This is a genomic window from Exiguobacterium sp. s146 (genome assembly GCF_018618415.1).
In the GTDB taxonomy this organism is placed as follows: domain Bacteria; phylum Bacillota; class Bacilli; order Exiguobacteriales; family Exiguobacteriaceae; genus Exiguobacterium.
Genome location: NZ_JACSMA010000003.1, coordinates 225,411 through 242,005, shown reverse-complemented (window position 1 = coordinate 242,005; position 16,595 = coordinate 225,411). Strand labels below are relative to the sequence as shown.

The following is a 16,595-nucleotide window of genomic DNA, read 5'->3' as shown; positions in this document are numbered from 1 at the left end:
GTCGCGACGGGAAAAATCGTGACTAGAGATTTTTTCATATCAACTTTAATGAGTGAAAGACAGAGGTCGCCCTCTGCCTTTCACTCATTCTGCCATCAACGCACACACCGCGTTCGAATAGGCGACCGGATCTTCAATCGGTAACCCTTCGATGAGGAGCGCTTGCTGATAGAGCAAATCGGTATATTGTTTTGCTTTCGCCTCGTCTTCCTTGTAAACACGCTGGAGCGTCTGGAAGATGGCATGGTCGGCGTTCACTTCGAGCACTTTCTCGGCTTTCATGCCGCCGCCGTTCGGCATCGCGTTCATAATCTTCTCCATCTCGATCGAGACGTCACCTGCGACCGTCAAGCAGACCGGATGTGACTTGAGGCGTGTCGACGCGCGCACTTCTTTGACGCGATCCCCGAGTTCTTGTTTCATGAAGGCGAACAAGTCCTTGTTGTCCTCGTTGAGCGAGTTGGCCGCCTCATCATCGAGACCGAGGTCACCGCTCGCGATCGACTTGAACTCCTTGTCGTCATATGACTGGAGCATCTTGATGGCGAACTCGTCGATTTCTTCCGTGAAGTAGAGGATCTCGAACCCTTCTTCTTTCAAGCGTTCCGCCTGTGGCAAGAGGTCGATGCGATGAATCGATTCACCCGTCGCATAATAGATGTACTTCTGGTCGTCTTTCATGCGCGCGACATACTCTTTGAGCGTGACGAGCTTCTTCTCGTTCGACGAGTGGAACAGGAGCAAGTCTTTCAACTCGTCCTTGGCGGCGCCGAACTGGTCGTAGACGCCGAACTTGAGTTGGCGGCCGAACGCTTCATAAAATGTCTCGTAGTCTTGGCGCTCGTTTTGGAGCATCTTCTCGAGCATGCCTTTGATTTTTGATTTCACGTTCTTGGCGATGACACGCAACTGACGGTCCTGCTGCAACATCTCCCGGGAAATGTTGAGCGACAGGTCTTCCGAGTCGACCATCCCTTTGACGAAACCGAAGTAGTCCGGGAGCAGGTCAGGTGATTTTTCCATAATCAAAACGCCGTTCGAGTACAGCTCAAGCCCTTTCTCGAACTCTTTCGTGTAATAGTCGAACGGGACCGTCGATGGGATGTAGAGAATCGACTGATACCGGATCGAACCGTCGACGTTCAAGTGAAGGTGCTTGAGCGGTTCGTCATAGCCGTAGCGCTTCTCATGATAGAACGCCTTATAGTCCTCGTCCGAGAGCTCGCTCTTCCGCTTGCGCCAAATCGGTACCATGCTGTTGACGGTCTCTTCTTCGACATAGTCCTCATACTCGTCTGAATCCTCTTTTTGGCGGTGCTTCGTCACGTCGAGTTTGATCGGGTAACGGATGAAGTCCGAATGCTTCTTGATGAGCGAACGAATCTCGTACTCTTCAAGGAACGTCGAGTACGTCTCGTCGTCTGTGTCATCTTTTAGATGTAACGTGATCTCGGTCCCGATATCGGCCTTGTCTGTCGGCTCAATCGTATAGCCATCCGTACCTTCCGATTCCCACAAGTAACCTTGCTCACTGTCGACTGAGCGGGTGCGCACCGTCACGCGGTCAGCGACCATGAACGCCGAGTAGAACCCGACACCGAACTGGCCGATAAGGCTATGGTCTTCTTCCATCTTCGTCGCCTGCTTCATCGCGAGCGAGCCGCTCTTGGCGATAATCCCGAGGTTCGATTCGAGCTCGTCGGCCGTCATCCCGATTCCGGTGTCGCGGATGGTGATCGTGCGGGCGTCTTTGTCGAGCTCGACTTTAATGAAGTAGTCGTCCTTGTTGAAGTCGATTGCTTCATCCGACAGGGCCCGGTAATACATCTTGTCGATGGCGTCACTCGCATTCGAGATGAGCTCGCGGAGGAAGATGTCCTTATGCGTATAGATTGAGTGGACCATCAACTCTAAAATTCGTTTCGATTCGGCTTGAAACTGTTTCTTTGTCATGATCGTTCTCCTTTAATTTGTTCTATTTTGGCACTCTAATATCAAGAGTGCTAACACTATTGATTATCCTAATTTTTAGGAAGATGTCAACCCGATTCAAACAAAAGATTGACGCACGGCCAAGATTCGCCTATAGTTGAGTACATGCGATGAGCTGGTCTATGTAAGACGGCGGACATTCCTTCGGGAGCACGTTGTGGAGCGTGGTTCGACGCGGTAGACTTTTCGAGAGCACCTCTAGTGAGAGGTGCTCATTTTTTTGTATATGGGGGATTATGATGCAATTACATACCATCCATCACGTGGCGATTATCGCCTCGAACTATGACGAGGCGAAGCGGTTCTACATCGACATTCTCGGGTTCGATGTCATCCGCGAGCATCATCGTCCGGACAAAGGCGACCACAAGATCGACCTGCGGCTCGGTGCGTACGAGCTCGAGCTGTTCATCAAACCGGACAGTCCGAAACGGCTGAGCTTCCCGGAAGCGTGCGGGCTCCGCCATCTCGCCTTCAAAGTCGACGACATCGAAGCGGTCGTCGCCGAACTGAATACGCACGGTATAAAATCGGAACCGATCCGGTATGATACGTTCACGGGTGAGAAGATGACGTTCTTCTTCGACCCGGACGGTCTGCCGCTCGAGCTGCACGAATAAAGCCCCTTCACGCGAAGGGGCTTTTATTATGGGCGTACATACGACAAGAGCATCTCACGCAACACCCGCTGTTGGATGAGGGGCTCGATGTCGTCCTCTAAATAACTAATGTGAGACTTCAAAATGATATTGTTACCAAACGTCCCGAACGCGTTGATGATGGTGACGACGGTCGCTTTCACGTCAAGGTCGCTCCGCAGCGAGCCGTCCGTCTTCCCGTCCTCGATGAGCGGTTCGAGCGTCTTCATGATCTCGCGCTGCAACTCGATATAGTCGTCAATCCCAGGGAGGGGGCTTGCGACGAACGAGGCGTAGCTTTCGAACGCTTCGCGGAAACGAGAGTGGCTCGTCCGTTTCACTTGTTGGTCGAGCAGATAGTCGAGAATCGCCTCGAGTCGCGAGTAGGCATCTCCCGGTCGGTTCGTCAGTTCTTTGAACGCATCGAGCGTCGGTGCCAAATTGCGAACGGCCGCAGCGACGATCAATTGGTCTTTTTTCGGAAAGTAACGGAATAGCGTCGCGACCCCGAGCTCGGACGCGTCCGCGATATCCTGCATCTGCACCCGTTCAAATCCGTCTTGCAAGAAGAGGACCTCGGCTTGCTCGATGATGCGATTCAAACGTTCTTCTCTATTTTGTTGTCGTTTACTCATGAAATCACCTCTTTGTATCTCGTTATTATACCGTGTCGAGGCAGTTTCGTTGAGAATCGAATGTGCATCGACTACTATAATGATAGTTAGACTATCATATTTAAAGAAATGGAGCTGGGATTATGCGGTTAACGGGGAAAGTAGCGGTCATTACGGGGGCAGGCAGTGGCATGGGTGAAGAGACGGCCAAGCTGTTCGCTCGAGAAGGGGCGACCGTCGTCGCGACAGACATCAATCTTGAAGCGGTGACACGCGTCGTAGAAACGATCCGGTCAAACGGAGGAGAAGCGATCGCGCTTCAACACGACGTCACGTCACGCAACGATTGGGAAAACATTTATAATGAAGTCCAGTCCGTATGCGGCAAGCTCGACGTGCTCGTCAACAATGCGGGCATCGCGCTCGCGAAGCCATTCTTAGACCAGACGGAGGAAGACTGGGCGCGAACATACCGCATCAATATCGATGGCGTCATGCTCGGGACGCAATATGCGATCCCGCTCATGGAGCAAAACGGCGGCGGTTCGATTGTCAACATCTCATCCATCTCGGCGCTCACAGGCATGGCTGGTGCTGGTGCTTATACAGCCTCGAAAGGAGCTGTCCGGTCGCTCACGAAAGCGGCGGCCGTCGATTACGGCAAGCACAACATCCGGGTCAACTCGGTCCATCCGGGTTATATCGTGACACCGATGAGTGCGCCGCATATGGAGCATCCGGACTATAAACAACATTTCTTGAATCAAATCGCGTTGCCGAATCTCGGTCGGGCTGAAGAAGTGGCGACGGCCGTCCTCTTCCTCGCGTCGGATGAGGCAAACCACATCACGGGAATCGAGCTTCCGGTCGATGGGGGCGTCACAGCAAAATAATCAATACAATACATGCAGGTCGGAGGAATTTTCCTCTAACCTGTTTTTTAAATTATTTTTCGAAAAAACCATATTAGAGATAGACAAATCGAGAGTTTCCTAAAATAATGAAATTAAGTGATTTTTTGTAGTTAATTGTTGGAACCTTCAAGCCGTTGTCACGTATATATGAATTGACGGATCCGTCGGTTGAAGCTTTGGACATATAGAAATGAGGAGAACAGATGAAAGCAACATGGAAACAAATTTTATCATTCGTCACGGTGCTCATGCTCGTACTGGCATTGATTCCGCCACAAGCAAGTGCGGACGCTGGAGCGGGGATGCAAGAGGCGAAGACGCTCAGCCCAGGGGTAGAGGTCACGTTTGAAACCGGGACAGACGCCACGAATACATACTGGTTCAAAATGGAACGGGGGACTCCATCGGCGATGACGCATATGGAAGTTCAGTTCGATTCGACGAAGCTCGCGAACATCTCGGTCTATCCAAGTGCCGATTTGGCCGCGAAAGATGAAACGTTCGAGCAGTATCGTTCGAGCGCGACACAAGAAGAGGGACAGCAAACGGCGACGATTCGTTTCCCGTATGCATGGGAAGGCCCGTACTACATCAAAGTGGAGTATCTCCCGATGATGGAAGAAGAGACGGTGTCACCTTCAGACATCAAGCTCGTCTACAACCCGGTCAAATTGCCGGTCAAGTATGAAAACATCGAGACGGAGGCGGGCATGTGTGCCGTCGAATCAATTTTGAATCCGGTACCGGAGCGCGACTCGATGTTGAAACTCATCCGTCGCATTCAGACGGAAGTGTTGGCGCAATCGGAGTCAGGCAATGATTTGGCCGCCTTGTACTACCGGACGTCGCCATACTTGATCAAAGCGATGGTGAAAGACGGTGCGAAACGCCAACAAGCGTACAAAGATTTGAAGGCGTTACAACCGCTCATGAACGCGCTCGTTGATCGCAAGTCATACACGCTCACGCAAGCAGATGAAGCCGCAATCGAACGGTTGCAGACGCTCGTGACGTCGAGCGTGCCGACAGCGTTGCAAGCAGAAGTCGACAAGGTAGCAGCTAAGCTTGGAACGGGTACGCTTGCGGGAACCCCGCTCCAAGATGTGATGGGTAAATTCGGCGTATCGATCGAAGTTGATGATGCGCCGCGTTATATCGTCAAATACAAGTCGTCACCGAGCAAATCGCTCGGCAAGATGAACGCATTGTCGAACGTCTCAGCGGAGAAAGTCGATCTCGGTCGCCCAGGTGACCACTTCGCGGTCGTCGACGTTGAAGCGGCGAGCACGAAAACACAAGCGACAGCCAAGTCGACGCTCGAGCGTGATGCGAACGTCGAGTTCATTGAGCCGGTCCAGACGTATCAAGCGTTCATGGCCGACACGAGCTACGATTATCAATGGTCACTCAACTCGAAATCAGTATTGGCGCCATTCCAAGATGCTGGAATCGGCATTGACGCTTACGAGGCACTCAACTTGCCGGCTCGGTCGATCAAAGTAGCCGTGCTCGATACGGGTGTCGATTATCGCCTCCTTGACTTCAAAGGACGCGTCGATATCGCGAACGAGAAGAACTTTGTCGATCCGAACGGGGAAGGCAGTGCTATCGATGACCACGGTCACGGAACACATGTCGCCGGTGTCATCGGTGCGATTCAAAACAACGGGACATCGATGCGCGGCATGATGCCGGCCGTATCAATTCTCCCGGTCAAAGTGCTCGACGCGAGCGGTTCGGGAGACACGGAACAAATCGCGCTCGGCATCAAGTATGCGGTCGATGCGGGTGCCAAAGTCATCAACATGAGCCTCGGCGGTAGCGAAAGTCGGACAATCGGTTACATGTTGAAGTACGCGTATGACCGTGGTGTCGTCGTCGTGGCGGCAACTGGGAACGACGGCGATTCAAGCCTGTCATACCCAGCTTCATCGAAGTACACGATCTCGGTCGGTGCGACGAACACGTTCGGCATCGTCTCGGATTACTCGAACTACGGATACGGCGTCGACGTCGTGGCACCGGGAACGAAAGTCGCGAGTCTCGTGCCAAACGGTAACGTCGTCTATATGGACGGAACGAGCATGGCGACACCGCACGTCTCGGCCGTCGTTGGCTTGTTGTTATCGACACGTCCGACACTCAAAGTGGAAGAAGTACGTCAGTTGCTCCATCGTACAGCGCAACCAGTCGCCTTCTCAGGTGGCGATTCGATTGGCGGAATGAGCTATGAAGATGGACTCAGCTACTTCATGGATGAGTCTGAGGAAGAGCTTCCGTTCAACTATGATTACATCAGTGGCTACGGCAAAGTGAACGTGCATTATGCGGCTTCGATGCTACGTCTCTATGCCAAGCCAGGAATCGTCCGTGACAATTCGACCGTATTTGCCGCTAGCGTGCAGAGCGGGACGAACGTGACGGTGTATAACGGTGAGAAACGTCTTGCGACAGGAACATCGAAACAGGCTCGTGTCGCCTTGAACATCGGAGCACAAAAAGCAGGCACGACGCTTCGTGTCGTCTACAGCAACGGCAAGCTCGTTTCGAGCGAACGTCTCCTTGTCACAACAGGAGCCCGTCCGAAACAGCCGGTCGTCACGACGCCGCGTGCGAACGCGAAGCAAGTGACAGGTCGCGCCGACGCTGGGATGACGGTCATCGTGCGCGATGCGAAGCGCCGCGTCATCGGAAAAGGGACGACGGGACTTACAGGATCGTTCGTCACGAAGACACGCACGCTCAAAAAAGGAGAGCGTCTCTCGGTCCATATCGAAGACGCGAAAGGCCGCGCCAGCCAGATGAAGCAAGTCATCGTCAAATAAGTGCGCAAGCAACAAGGAGTTCGCCGCGGCGAACTCCTTGTTTTGTCTTCTACTCGAGGATGCCGAGGAGCTCCATGACCAAGAGGACGAACAGTCCGGAGCCGAGGACGGCCGCGAAGAAGACGAGCACAGCGTATTCTTTTTGTTTCAAGATGGCCCACCAGCCGGTCACGAACGCTCCGAGCCCGAGGACGGAGAACGTGGTCATATAGCTGAGCCGAAGCATGTTCGCGGCGTTGTCGCTCCAAAGCGTCGAGTGGAAGGTCGTATCGAAGTTATCGAGCAGGAGGAACGGCACGTACATGGCCAGGAACAAGCCGATGAGGAGGATGGACCACTTACCGACCGAGGTGCGAGGGAACAAGGCGCCATTCATGACGATTCACCTCTTTTCGTTACGAAATCATCTGTATAGGTCTATTCCCGTTTTAATGAAAAGTTGACGAGTTTCGTGGAAACGACATGATATAGTCGAAATGAGAGAGTGGGGATAGCAATGGTCGAACAGTTCAAACTGAGACGGATTTGGGAAGACGGTTTAGAAATGGAAGTCGTATTGACGCTGAAAGCGAAGTGGTGCGAGGTCACGGTGGACGAATATGTCACAGACACCGACATCGAATCCCTCGTCTCCACGTTACGGGCGTTCAATGCACGAAACGGGAGGTCACCCGAGACGTGGGCGCTCGATGTTCCGCTCGTTCACGTCTCGTTGAAGTTCGCACTGGCGAATGCGAGAGGGACCGTTCGGGTCGATGTCGAATCTGAACAAATGAGAGGCGATGGCGGAGATATGAAGGCGACGTTCTCGTTCGAGACGACGATGGGGCAACTCGATGACTTATGCGCCCAACTCAAACGCTTTATCCGACGCGAGACCGATCATGTCGCATCGCTCTATGAACGATAACAAGCCCAGACAAAAGCGTCTGGGCTTGTTTTAATACCATTCTTTCGGTTCGTAATTCAATTCGCGGAACAATTGCTCGCGCTCTTTTTTCGACAGGTCGCGCCATTGTCCGGGCGGGAGCTTGCCGAGCGTGATGTTCATGACACGTACGCGCTGAAGGCGGTACACCTCATAACCGAGCGCTTCACACATCCGACGGATTTGGCGGTTGAGCCCTTGCGTCAGCGTGATGTTGAAATCGAACTTCGACAGTTGGTGGACTTTACACGGCAACGTCTTCTGACCGAGGATTTTGACGCCGGCTTCCATCTGTTCGACGAACTCCGGGGTGATTGGCTTATCGACCGAGACGATGTATTCTTTCTCGTGCTCGCCCTCGGCGCGAAGAATCTCGTTGACGATATCGCCGTCGTTCGTCATCAAGATGAGCCCTTCCGAATCTTTATCGAGGCGACCGATATTGAAGATGCGGAGCGGGTGATTGACGAGGTCGACCAAGTTGCCTTTGACCTTCTTCTCGGTCGTGCTCGTGATGCCGACCGGTTTATGGACGGCGATATAAACGTTGTTTCGTGCGACGCGGGCGGCCGAACCGTTGACGAGTACTTCGTCTCCGGGATTCACTTGGTCGCCGATTTTCGCTTTCTTGCCGTTGATGGTGACCCGTCCTTCTTCGACGAGACGGTCGGCTTGGCGGCGTGACGCCTTACCGGATTCACTGATGAATTTGTTGATACGCATAGATCCACGTCCTTTTTTTGGCTTCGTCCTCTCACTATAACGTATTTTACATGTGCCTGAAAGCGGGAAACGACCGAGTAGAGAGGATGTGGCACGATGGATCAGGCACGTGTGCTATTGCAAGACGCGATTCGATTTCAACAAGCGCTCATGGCGTCGTCGTTTCAGGCGGAACTGATCGACGGGGCGTCCCCGGTCCTATGGTATGGGCGACCGACGCAGCAACAATGGCTCACCGTCGGGACGAACCCGTCGCGCGGCGAGTTTTACGAACGAGACGGTGCCGTTCGAAGCGGAGCAACGCAAAAATTCTATTGGCGTGACCAAACGCTCGATGCCTATGTCGAAGACGAACGGGCGCTCGACGCGACGCTTGCCTATGCTGGGGCTTACTTCGAGGCCGGACGGGCGACGACGAGCTGGTTCGGCAAACCGGGAGGGGCGAAGCTCGAGGCCCTGCTAGAAGGGATGGGACGCTCGTTCTACGACGGGTCCGCGCTCCATGTCGATTTCTTCAAATATGCGACGTGGCGTCAGATGGGCCAATTGCGGACAGGACGCCAGTGGATGGAGCATCCGACCTCGCTCGACTTGTTGGAACGGACGATTCGTCATGTGGCACCGTCCCGTCTGATCATCATCGGACGGGACAACTGCGAAGCGTTTGACGGTTTTACGCATCGTGAGATCATCGAGGCGTATCCGAGCGCCCGGTTCGAGCTCGGCCATCACATGACGCTCGGTATCCCGATGATCGGCTTACATTTCAAACCGTCCGAAGTGTTCGTCGGTCTCGGGAACGGTCAAGACGTGTTCGGGCTCCATCATGGTTCGTACGCGAAACGCGAGCATCTAATCCGAATCGGGGAAGCCATCGAGACGAGCGCTCGTCGTTATTTTGTCTGAACGTCTAGCTTAGGTGGATGGACGCGCGTGATGCTGCCCCAAAAGTTGAACTCGTTGAAATCGATGTAGCGAATATCGCGGGACCGGTTGTCGAGCACCTCGAGCAAGATGACGTCGGGAAAGCCGGGTTTCTGGAAGATAATATACCCGATTCCGGTGACGGAGTGGTTTTTATAAAAGCCGTTCGCCATATTCAAGATGAACGGACGGTCGGCCGCGAGCTCACGCTCGAACGTCGACCATTTCCATAGATAACGCGAACTGCCGTGGCCGTCGTAACCGTAATGGGCCCACAGCTTCGTGACGATTGCGGCAATCCGCGTCGGTGGCGTGCCTTTCTCGTCCTTGAATTGATGGGCGAGCGCAATCTCGCGCGCGTCACGTTGAATCTCGATCACGTCCTCAGGGATGCGCTCATAGCCGTGGTCCCGATAATAGCGGAAAATGGCCGTCATCGAGGTGAGCGTGCAGTTGTTCTTGCCGCCATTGAATGCTTTTTGAAGCAGCACCGGAACCCCGCTGATGCGCTTCTCGTTCTTGACCGTCCAATGGCCGTGATAGCGGTCGTTCACGTATGCCTCCGGATCGATGATTCCAGCGTAGCCTTTCTTTGCCACTTCGAGCTGTCCGGCATAATGTTCGTTCATGACACACCTCCCTTTTTCTTTATTATACAAACAACGCCCGTCCTCTGGAATGAGAGAACGGGCGTGGCGTCGTTAAAAGATGAGATGGGCGATTCCGACGATAATCGGTAACGTGATGATTGTCCGCAACAAGAAGATAAGGACGAGATCGAAGAACGAGATCGGTAATTTTGAGCCGAGCAACAATCCGCCGACTTCCGACATGAAGATGAGCTGGGTGACGGACACACAGGCGATGACGAACCGTGTCAATTCGCTCTCGATGCCGCTGCCGAGTACGGCCGGCAAGAACATGTCGGCGAACCCGACGACCATCGTCTGGGCCGCAGCATCTGCTTCCGGTACTTGCAACAACATGAGAATCGGTTCGAACGGCTTGCCGAGAATCGTGAACAGCGATGTATGTTCAGCGATGACGAGCGCAATCGTTCCGACGGCCATGACGACCGGTAAAATGCCGAGCCACATATCGATCACGTTTTGGAACCCGTCCTTGAACGTGGCGCCGGCACCTTTACTCGATTTTGATTTGAGCAACGCTTGACGAAGTGCCCAGACGCGCATCGGGACGTTCGCCGGCACCGGTTCTTCCGGTTTCAATTCGGTCTTTTCATACGCCGTGTCAGGCTTACGTGACAACGGATAGATGCGCGGCATGATGAGCGCGGCGACGATCCCAGACAGGATAATGGTCCCGTAATAGTGCGGGAAGTAGGCATCGAGCTCCATGTACGACAGGATGACGATCGTGAACGTGATCGAGACGACCGAGAACGTCGTGGCGATGATCGAGGCTTCTCGTTTCGTATAGTAGCCTTCTTCATATTGTCTTGTTGTCAACAAAATTCCGATCGTGGCGTCCCCGACCCAAGATGCGAGCGCATCGAGCGAGGCCCGACCCGGGAGACGGAACAGCGGGCGCATCACTTTGATGAGCATCGTGCCGACGAATTCGAGCAATCCGAAGTTCAACAGGAGCGGCAATAAAATCCCGGCGAACAAGAACGTCGCGAACAAAATCGGGATTAAGTCATATAACAACAAGCCACCCGTGAACTCGGATGTGATCGCTTCGGGACCGATGACGAGTAGCGTCATGACACCGGCGATGAACCCGATGACGCGCATCACGAACCAGAACGGTGTGACGTTGAACAGCGTGCTCATGTGTGGACGCTCTAAAATGAACGCCGGTTTGACCGCGTACGTGATGAGTGAACCGACGACCGAAATCCCCATCATGATGACGGCGAGTGTCGGCACGATGTCGCCGATCAAGTCAATCAACCAGTTCGATAAAAAGGCGACCGGAATGGTGAACCCGTCACCAGACGGGATTGGAACGATGAAGAATAGAATCCCGATTAACGATGGAATGATGAATTTCATGTAATCTGCTGATGTGAATCTGGGCCCGTCATGACCGGACCGGTTTGGTGTGTGATTCATTCAATTTACCCCTTTTCCCCGAAAATATAGTGTGCGCTTCACTGGCACGTCCCCATCGTGCTTTGCGTGAATTGCTATGAAGGAATAGCTTCTTCTCGTTCATTATAGAGAAGAGAACATTGAGCAGGCAACAACTCGTTGTAATTTTCTGAAAAAAGAAAGCGTTCTCAAGAGCGAACTATTCGTATTCTCCGGCTCACTTTAGTATGATGACGGCGAGTCTTACAAAATCGAGATATTCACCATATATACTTTAGGAACGGAGCGATACAGATGAGATTAAGTGTATTGGATCAAGCGCCGGTAACATCCGGACATACATCAGAACATGCGTTACAAAGCGCGGTCGAACTGGCCCAATTGGCAGAAGAACTCGGCTATTACCGGATGTGGATGGCTGAACACCACGGTGGCATGTCGTTTGCCAGCTCGGCTCCGGAAGTCGTTGCGGCTTATATTGCGGCGAAAACAGAACGGATTCGTCTCGGCTCGGGCGGCATCATGATGATGCACTATTCCCCGCTTAAAATGGCCGAAGTGTTCAAGACGCTCAGTGCGCTCGCACCGGGACGTATCGATTTCGGGGTCGGACGGGCACCGGGTGGGGATGCCAATGCCATCTACGCGATGTCGCAAGGACAAAAGCCGATGATGGACGGATTGTATGAAAAGCTCGGGACGACGCTTCAACTCATCAACGATGAGACGCCGGAGGAACGGTGGTACAAGAATACACCGGCCGCTCCGACCGGCGTCACGCTCCCTGAGGCATGGCTCCTCGGGTCGAGCGGGAATAGCGCCATCCAAGCAGGACGGATGGGGCTCGGCTACTCATTCGCCCAATTCTTCAATGGGGAATTGAGTGTCGCGGCGCTCGACGCGTATCGTCAGCACTTCACCCCATCCGCTTTCATGGAGAAGCCGGACATCAGCGTCACGTATCTCGTGACGACGGCTGAGACGGAAGAAGAGGCCGAGTATTTGGCTCGTCCGTCAGATTTATCGCGCCTGTTTTTGATGAAAGGCCAGCTCCGCCAATTAATGAGCCCGGAGGCGGCACACGACTATCCGCTCACCGAGATCGACAAGATTCAAATCGCCAACAACCGAAAAATCCATCTCGTCGGGACACCGAAGCAGATTGCGACGCAACTGCAGGAAGAATCGGCCCATTATGGATTTGATGAGGCGATGATCTGCAGCATCCAGCATACACAAGAGAACCGCTTGAACGTCTATCGGTTGCTCGCGAAAGAACTTCTATGACGAAAACGCACCTATTCCTAACGGAAAGGTGCGTTTGTCGGTTACAGGAACAGTTGCATGAGCACGAACAACGCGACAAGTCCACCGAGCGAGACGGTAACGAAGACGGCGACCGAGCGTTCGTGATTGCGCAGGATGGTATATATCCCGACGACGAACGCACCGAGTGCGGCGGCGATGGCCAACATCGAGACGATAGCCGCCCACGTGTTGTCGAAGATCGTGTCGACGTTTAACGGTTGAGCGGATTGGACGATGAGGGCAGACACGAGTAAGAGCAAGAACACCGCAAGAAACAAGAGGACCGACCATTTTCCAGGTCGTGTCTGTGGATAGACGTTTCGACTGAGCATGATGGTTCACCTCGCTTTTTGCGACTGTTACTTATCTATACCCGATTATTGACCGCTCAGTAAAAACGTCTTCCCCTTTTTTTAAACGGTTTCGTGAACATGACCGGCTAAAACCACTAAACTAGAAGAAACGGAGATTGCCTGGAGGTACAGTATGCAACAGATGAAAATCGATCCGCACTATTTGTTTGATGTATTCGTTCAGTTATACCGGATGGTGTTTTTGATGGAAGTGACGCCTGAGGGATATCGATATGCACGCGTCAGTGAACAGGGGAAACTGGCGTCCTCACTCCCGGACGATGTGAGTGGTCTGTATTTACACGATATGTATGCGGTCGATGTCGCCAACGAGTTGATTGGGCATTATGACGAAGTCGTCTCGACGCACGCGCCGGTCTATTTCATGTCGCAGATGAACATCGAGGCCAATACGGCCCGATTTGCCTCTTCTGTGCTCATGCCGCTCGAAGATGAGGCCGGTAACGTGCGCTATGTGTTGGGACTGACGACTGATTTATCAGAAGAAGCAGAAATGAAACTATTAAGTAGCATCGAGAACATCGATTATTTGACCGGGATGCCGAACTTGATGAAAGTGAAGCTCGAGCTTGAGAAACTGTTCTCGCAACGGGGAGGCGCGGAAGCGACGAGCGTCATGCGGCTGCACATCAACCGCTTTAAAATCATCTTGTCGCTGCAAGGGGTGGAGCAGTCCCATCGCCTGATTAAAGAGATGACGCGGCACTTGTCGGACCTGTTGCCGAAAGGCTCGATTATCGGGCGCGTGGACGGGGAAGACTTCATCGCCGTGCTGCCGTACACTTCAATTGAGACGGCGACGATGCATGGGGAACGATTGCTTGCGGCCATCGCGGCGTACACGTATCAAGTGGCCGAGACGGAGTTCGCCTTATCCGGTTGTCTCGGAATCAGCGCAGGGAGCGAGGACGCCGACCGGGTCATCATGAACGCATCGACGGCGCTCCTTGAAGCGAGGCAAGCGGGCAAGCAGATGATTAAAGTGTACGAGAAGGATGATTACGTCCAACATTACATCGATGAGATGACGATTGAGATGGAGCTCATCAAAGGCTTGAAAACAGGCGAACTGAGCGTCGTGTATCAACCGAAAATCGGGTGTCAGGACGGGATGGTTCATTTCGAGGCGCTCGTTCGCTGGCATAGTGCGGCGCTCGGTAACGTTTCACCGGAGACGTTCATTAAGATCGCCGAAACGTCGCTGTTGATTGAAGACATCACTGGCTTCGTCTTCGATCATGTCTGTCGTGACATGATGGAACAGCCGGACTTGTTCGAAGGACGACGGGTCGCGGTCAACGTGTCACCGGTATTGTTCCGGCAAGACTACATCCAGCAGTTATTGCAGGTGCTCGCGACATACGGCTTAAGACCCGAACAGTTCGAATTTGAAATCACGGAACATACGCTCATGCAAGAACCGCTCCTCGGCATTCAGACGGTCGACTATTTGAAGACGAAAGGATTTCGTGTGCTGATTGACGATTTCGGGGTCAGCTACTCGTCGCTCAATTACTTGAAGATGTTTGAGATTGACGGCATTAAAATCGACCGCTCGTTCATCAGTCAATTGGATAAAGACAACGGCTTGAAAGAGTATGAGATCGTCAAACTGATTGTCTCGCTCGCTAAAAAATTGAACCTAGAGGTCACGGCCGAGGGAGTCGAGACGGAGGCACAGTACCGGGTGATGGAACAGCTCGGTTGTGATGTGATTCAAGGGTACTTCTTCAGTCGTCCGCTTCCGTTGACGGATCTCCAACAGGCGCTCGATGCGCTCGTCTATCAACATGCGGCGTTACGTCAGCTCGAGTTGGCCACGACTTCGCCGTCGATGGTGCTCGATGACCAAGAAGCCGAGCGATTGAAGACGATTCTGCGCCTTGAGATTTTGAACACCCCGAGGGAAGAACGCTATGATCGAATTACGCGACTTGTCGCTCGTACGCTGAACATGCCGGTCGCACTGATCTCGATTTTGACGACGGACCAACAGTGGTTCAAGTCGTGTGCGGGTCCGACGCTTGAGAGCCCACACGTGGACCGGGAATGGACACTATGCGATCGGGTCGTGACGGGTCAATCGTCGGTCGTCATCGAGGACGTGCGAACGTCTGAGGCCGGGACGAACAATCCGTTGCTGGAAAACCTCGGCTTCTACGCCGGTGTACCGCTCACGACACGAAGCGGACATGTCATCGGCACGCTTTGCGTGACGGACGAACAGGCCCGTTCTTTTGACGAGGCAGCGTTGCAGTCGCTTGAAGATTTCGCGCGGTGGGTCATGGCGGAAATCGAGTTGACGGAACAAGCACGGGCGCAGGCACAGCGGCAACAGACGCTTGAGTCACTATATGAAGTGACGGCGCTCCATGAACCGTTCGGTGATAAACTGAAGCGGATTCAGACCGTGCTCCGTAGCTGGATCGGTTATTCGCATGCCGTCATCTTCTCGACGGAATCGACATATCGTGTCTTGTCCGAGGACGGGGAAGGTAAACTCGACTGGACGAGCGATGCGCTGCAACACCTTCATACGTTGATGACGATCGGACATCAAAAACTGGGTCGAGACGAACTCGTGATCGATGGACTCGAGTTTGCCTCGATGATCAGCCTGCCTTTGGCCAATGATGGCAAGACGTTCGCTTGGGTCGTTTTCTTGGCCGAACAAGGTAACTTGAATGACGTCGTCGACGCCTCGACCATCAACGAGATGACAGATACGATTTTGCTCGTGACCCGGTGGATGGAGAATGAGATTCGGCGTGAACGGAAGCATCAGGAAGTCATCGAACTCATCACGCAAGACAGTCTGACGAAACTGGCGAACCGTCACTCGTTCATGACCGACATGCGACAAAAGATGAATCGGAAGCAATCGGTCGTGCTGTTGTTCATCGATTTGGATGACTTCAAACAAGTGAACGATTCCTATGGTCACCTGATTGGGGACGAAGTGCTCATCGAGACGGCACGACGCATTCGCTCGTTCAGTCACACGTATGACGGGAAGGCGTATCGCTTCGCAGGCGACGAATTTTTAATCGTCATCGAGGCCGGGCAGGACGTGCTCGGGACAGAGCGGTTTGACGAGTTAAATCGTCTTATTTCCCAGGAAATGAATGTCGGGGATGGCTTGTCCTTGAGGTTGTCGGCCAGTATCGGGGTCGCGTGCTCAGAAGACCACGCTTCGCTCGATGCGATGATTCATCATTCGGATGCGGCGATGTACGTCGCTAAAAATTGTGGCGGGAATGGGTATTATGTGTACGACTCGCATCAAGAGACTTGATTC

14 protein-coding genes are annotated in these 16,595 nt (G+C 53.2%); 7 read left to right on the top strand and 7 right to left on the bottom strand.

Translation table 11 applies throughout. The features are described from left to right. Window positions 1-84: 84 nt before the first annotated feature. The gene (gene htpG / locus KNP83_RS11705; protein ID WP_214762622.1) at window positions 85-1,953 is read right to left on the bottom strand and encodes a molecular chaperone HtpG; all 1,869 of its coding nucleotides are present in this window, start codon (window positions 1,951-1,953) and stop codon (window positions 85-87) included. Window positions 1,954-2,231: 278 nt separating this feature from the next. On the opposite strand from htpG, the gene gloA2 reads away from it, so the two are divergent. Continuing rightward, window positions 2,232-2,612: an SMU1112c/YaeR family gloxylase I-like metalloprotein gene (gene gloA2 / locus KNP83_RS11700; protein WP_214762621.1), complete on the top strand. Its 381-nt coding sequence runs from the start codon at window positions 2,232-2,234 to the stop codon at window positions 2,610-2,612. A gap of 26 nt (window positions 2,613-2,638) precedes the next feature. Here gloA2 and KNP83_RS11695 read toward each other — a convergent pair whose 3' ends face one another. Further along, a complete protein-coding gene (locus KNP83_RS11695) occupies window positions 2,639-3,265 on the bottom strand; it encodes a TetR/AcrR family transcriptional regulator (protein WP_214762620.1) in 627 nt (208 codons plus the stop codon). Window positions 3,266-3,387: 122 nt separating this feature from the next. Here KNP83_RS11695 and KNP83_RS11690 point away from each other — a divergent pair, with 122 nt between their 5' ends. Together KNP83_RS11690 and KNP83_RS11685 are read left to right on the top strand one after the other, a co-directional pair. Then, window positions 3,388-4,137 (top strand): SDR family NAD(P)-dependent oxidoreductase, encoded by a 750-nt coding sequence (locus KNP83_RS11690; RefSeq protein ID WP_131472002.1) that lies wholly within the window; start codon window positions 3,388-3,390, stop codon window positions 4,135-4,137. Window positions 4,138-4,361: 224 nt separating this feature from the next. Beyond that, window positions 4,362-6,983 carry a S8 family peptidase gene (locus KNP83_RS11685; protein ID WP_214762619.1) on the top strand — a complete coding sequence of 874 codons (2,622 nt, stop codon included), beginning with the start codon at window positions 4,362-4,364 and terminating at the stop codon, window positions 6,981-6,983. A gap of 49 nt (window positions 6,984-7,032) precedes the next feature. Here KNP83_RS11685 and KNP83_RS11680 read toward each other — a convergent pair whose 3' ends face one another. Next, entirely contained in the window at window positions 7,033-7,359 is a 327-nt protein-coding gene (locus KNP83_RS11680; RefSeq protein ID WP_214762618.1) for a hypothetical protein, read from the bottom strand. A 120-nt stretch (window positions 7,360-7,479) separates the two neighbouring features. Between KNP83_RS11680 and KNP83_RS11675 the strand changes: the two genes are divergently transcribed. Further along, on the top strand, window positions 7,480-7,893 hold the full coding sequence (locus KNP83_RS11675; protein ID WP_214762617.1) for a hypothetical protein: 414 nt from the start codon (window positions 7,480-7,482) through the stop codon (window positions 7,891-7,893). Window positions 7,894-7,923: 30 nt separating this feature from the next. On the opposite strand, the gene rluF is transcribed toward KNP83_RS11675, so the two are convergent. After that, window positions 7,924-8,634 carry a 23S rRNA pseudouridine(2604) synthase RluF gene (gene rluF / locus KNP83_RS11670; protein ID WP_021067926.1) on the bottom strand — a complete coding sequence of 237 codons (711 nt, stop codon included), beginning with the start codon at window positions 8,632-8,634 and terminating at the stop codon, window positions 7,924-7,926. Window positions 8,635-8,730: 96 nt separating this feature from the next. Here rluF and KNP83_RS11665 point away from each other — a divergent pair, with 96 nt between their 5' ends. Next, on the top strand, window positions 8,731-9,540 hold the full coding sequence (locus KNP83_RS11665; RefSeq protein WP_214762616.1) for a hypothetical protein: 810 nt from the start codon (window positions 8,731-8,733) through the stop codon (window positions 9,538-9,540). Here KNP83_RS11665 and KNP83_RS11660 read toward each other — a convergent pair. After that, a complete protein-coding gene (locus KNP83_RS11660) occupies window positions 9,528-10,187 on the bottom strand; it encodes a C39 family peptidase (RefSeq protein WP_214762615.1) in 660 nt (219 codons plus the stop codon). The two genes, KNP83_RS11665 and KNP83_RS11660, sit on opposite strands and share 13 nt — an antisense overlap. Before the next feature lie 72 nt (window positions 10,188-10,259). Continuing rightward, entirely contained in the window at window positions 10,260-11,636 is a 1,377-nt protein-coding gene (locus tag KNP83_RS11655; protein WP_214762614.1) for a YjiH family protein, read from the bottom strand. 273 nt (window positions 11,637-11,909) lie between these two features. Here KNP83_RS11655 and KNP83_RS11650 point away from each other — a divergent pair, with 273 nt between their 5' ends. Continuing rightward, a complete protein-coding gene (locus KNP83_RS11650) occupies window positions 11,910-12,902 on the top strand; it encodes an LLM class flavin-dependent oxidoreductase (protein WP_214762613.1) in 993 nt (330 codons plus the stop codon). Between the two features lie 41 nt (window positions 12,903-12,943). Here the strand turns inward: KNP83_RS11650 and KNP83_RS11645 are convergent, their stop codons facing one another. Then, window positions 12,944-13,255, bottom strand: a complete 312-nt coding sequence (locus KNP83_RS11645) for a hypothetical protein (protein ID WP_214762612.1) — start codon at window positions 13,253-13,255, stop codon at window positions 12,944-12,946. A 154-nt stretch (window positions 13,256-13,409) separates the two neighbouring features. Between KNP83_RS11645 and KNP83_RS11640 the strand changes: the two genes are divergently transcribed. Then, the gene (locus KNP83_RS11640) at window positions 13,410-16,592 is read left to right on the top strand and encodes a bifunctional diguanylate cyclase/phosphodiesterase (RefSeq protein WP_214762611.1); all 3,183 of its coding nucleotides are present in this window, start codon (window positions 13,410-13,412) and stop codon (window positions 16,590-16,592) included. The last annotated feature ends 3 nt before the right edge of the window (window positions 16,593-16,595 follow it).

What these genes read in the sequence shown, in the direction of transcription:
- KNP83_RS11665 (WP_214762616.1), top strand. Translation starts at nt 8,731, where the DNA reads ATGGATCAGGCACGTGTGCTATTGCAAGACGCGATTCGATTTCAACAA.
- htpG (WP_214762622.1), bottom strand. Translation starts at nt 1,953, where the DNA reads ATGACAAAGAAACAGTTTCAAGCCGAATCGAAACGAATTTTAGAGTTG.
- KNP83_RS11680 (WP_214762618.1), bottom strand. Translation starts at nt 7,359, where the DNA reads ATGAATGGCGCCTTGTTCCCTCGCACCTCGGTCGGTAAGTGGTCCATC.
- KNP83_RS11650 (WP_214762613.1), top strand. Translation starts at nt 11,910, where the DNA reads ATGAGATTAAGTGTATTGGATCAAGCGCCGGTAACATCCGGACATACA.
- KNP83_RS11675 (WP_214762617.1), top strand. Translation starts at nt 7,480, where the DNA reads ATGGTCGAACAGTTCAAACTGAGACGGATTTGGGAAGACGGTTTAGAA.
- KNP83_RS11690 (WP_131472002.1), top strand. Translation starts at nt 3,388, where the DNA reads ATGCGGTTAACGGGGAAAGTAGCGGTCATTACGGGGGCAGGCAGTGGC.
- KNP83_RS11640 (WP_214762611.1), top strand. Translation starts at nt 13,410, where the DNA reads ATGCAACAGATGAAAATCGATCCGCACTATTTGTTTGATGTATTCGTT.
- KNP83_RS11695 (WP_214762620.1), bottom strand. Translation starts at nt 3,265, where the DNA reads ATGAGTAAACGACAACAAAATAGAGAAGAACGTTTGAATCGCATCATC.
- KNP83_RS11655 (WP_214762614.1), bottom strand. Translation starts at nt 11,636, where the DNA reads ATGAATCACACACCAAACCGGTCCGGTCATGACGGGCCCAGATTCACA.
- rluF (WP_021067926.1), bottom strand. Translation starts at nt 8,634, where the DNA reads ATGCGTATCAACAAATTCATCAGTGAATCCGGTAAGGCGTCACGCCGC.
- KNP83_RS11660 (WP_214762615.1), bottom strand. Translation starts at nt 10,187, where the DNA reads ATGAACGAACATTATGCCGGACAGCTCGAAGTGGCAAAGAAAGGCTAC.
- KNP83_RS11645 (WP_214762612.1), bottom strand. Translation starts at nt 13,255, where the DNA reads ATGCTCAGTCGAAACGTCTATCCACAGACACGACCTGGAAAATGGTCG.
- KNP83_RS11685 (WP_214762619.1), top strand. Translation starts at nt 4,362, where the DNA reads ATGAAAGCAACATGGAAACAAATTTTATCATTCGTCACGGTGCTCATG.
- gloA2 (WP_214762621.1), top strand. Translation starts at nt 2,232, where the DNA reads ATGCAATTACATACCATCCATCACGTGGCGATTATCGCCTCGAACTAT.